The organism is Sporolactobacillus sp. CQH2019 (genome assembly GCF_028765345.1).
GTDB lineage: Bacteria > Bacillota > Bacilli > Bacillales > Sporolactobacillaceae > Sporolactobacillus.
In genome coordinates this window covers 1-2,234 of sequence record NZ_JARAJZ010000035.1, presented here as the reverse complement: position 1 = coordinate 2,234, position 2,234 = coordinate 1, and the positions used below count along the sequence as shown (strand labels likewise).

Below are 2,234 nucleotides of genomic sequence, written 5' to 3'. Positions count from 1 at the left end.
ATATACATATAAATGATAAGATTAGAATGTAAGGAAATGATCATATAAGAATGTACAAATTAGTTTTTATAAATTATAATTACTCAAGATTTATTGGGGGTAATTATGATTATACAAACAAACATTTATTCAGAAATTAAAATAAATAAGTTAGAAGATCTTCATAAACTAAAGTCACTTATGGAGGGAAATAATTTGAAAGTAAATAAAAGCCAAATAGCTAGAGAACTTGGAGTTGATCCTCGAACCGTAGGCAAATATATAAACGGATATGTCAAACCTACAACTAGAAACTGCAAATCTAAAATAGAAGCTTTTGAGCCTATTATAAAAGAGCTTCTTAGCAGAGATTCAATTCAAGTATTTTATTATAAGCGCATTTTATGGCAATATCTTAAAGATAATCACGGACTAGATTGCGCACAATCTTCGTTTAGAAGATACATTTCTAATCACTCAGAATTTAATGAGTACTTTAATAATAGGAAAAGGGGACATATATCAAATACTTCGCCTATGAGGTATGAAACTGATAAAGGACAACAAGCACAATTGGACTGGAAAGAAAATATAGAATTTGTTTTAACTACAGGTGAAATTATTAATATAAATATTTTTGTACTAATCCTTTCGTATTCAAGGTTTAGGGTATATAAATTATCACTTGATAAAACACAAGACATACTATTATCTTTTTTAGATGAGTCATTCGAAATATTTGGAGGAGTACCAAAAGAATTATTAACAGATAACATGAAGACAGTTATGGATAAACCTAGAACCACTTATAATAAGGGCAAAGTAAACAATAAATTTCAACAATTTGCAGATGACTATGGATTTCATGTTCGTCCCTGCATAGCAGGAAGACCGAATACAAAAGCAAAGGTTGAGGCACCTATGAAATTATTGGATGAAATAAGAGCATATAATGGAACCTTAGATTATGAAGGTCTGCATAAGCTGGTTTCTGATTTAAACAATAGAATTAATAGTACATGTCATACATCAACTGGCAAAATACCTATATTGCATTTAGAAAAAGAGAAAGATTCCTTATCTGAACTGCCTAAAGACCAGATAAGGAATCACTACAAAATAATCACCACAAATGTTAAAGTAAATCGCCAAAGCATGATTTCATATAAATCAAACCTGTATTCTGTACCACCAGAATACATAGGCAAAAAACTAAAACTTCAAGTTTATGATGATCAACTACATTTGTATTATAGCACAAATTTAGTTACTATTCATAGAATACAAAATCAGAAGTTAAATTATCATGCTGATCATTATACTGAAATCAGTGCTTTAACATTTAATAAAAATTCATATGAAATGATAGAAATAGCTAGAAATAATTTAAAAATGATAGGAGAACTATATCAAAATGAATAGTACATATACACAACTCATAAATAATTTAGAATATTTGAAGATGAAGCAAATGATTACTCATTTGGACGAAGTTNAACTATATCAAAATGAATAGTACATATACACAACTCATAAATAATTTAGAATATTTGAAGATGAAGCAAATGATTACTCATTTGGACGAAGTTATTGATTTTACAACAAAGAATAATCTGTCTTTTGTTGATGCTCTTATTAAGCTTACAGCTCATGAAATTGACTATAAAGAAGCAAACATGATTAAATCTATGGTTAAGGTTGGAGCGTTTCCACATCAAAAGGAAATTAAAGAATTTGACTTTAATTTTCAACCTGGAATTAATAAAGATCAAATATTAGATTTCTTGACACTACGATTTTTAGAATCTAAAGAAAATATTGTATTTTTAGGTTCTAGTGGAGTTGGTAAAACACATCTGGCGACTTCTATTGGAATCGCGGCTGCGAAGCGACGTTACAGCACTTATTTCATTAAGTGCAATGATTTATTGCAACAGCTAAAGCGAGCAAATCTAGAGAATAGATTAGATGCTAGACTTAAACACTTTAGCAAATATAAACTTCTTATTATTGATGAATTGGGATATTTACCCATAGATAAAGAAGATTCAAAATTATTTTTCCAATTAATCGATATGAGATATGAGAAGAAAAGTACCATATTAACTACCAACATAAATTTTAACTCTTGGGATGATATTTTTTATGATCCTGTTATAGCTAATGCTATTTTAGATAGAGTTTTGCACCATGCTCACGTCGTTACAATTAATGGAAAGTCATATAGATTAAAAGATCATTTTAGACAAGAAGAA

Annotated in this window: 2 protein-coding genes; both read left to right on the top strand. The window is 28.8% G+C overall.

What is annotated here, in order from left to right; translation table 11 throughout:
- Nucleotides 1-105: 105 nt before the first annotated feature.
- On the top strand, nt 106-1,401 hold the full coding sequence (istA, locus tag OYT88_RS20650) for an IS21 family transposase (RefSeq protein ID WP_274402253.1): 1,296 nt from the start codon (nt 106-108) through the stop codon (nt 1,399-1,401).
- An 86-nt stretch (nt 1,402-1,487) separates the two neighbouring features.
- Nucleotides 1,488-2,234 (top strand): IS21-like element helper ATPase IstB (istB, locus tag OYT88_RS20640; protein WP_274402252.1); only part of this gene is annotated, 747 nt, incomplete at its 3' end.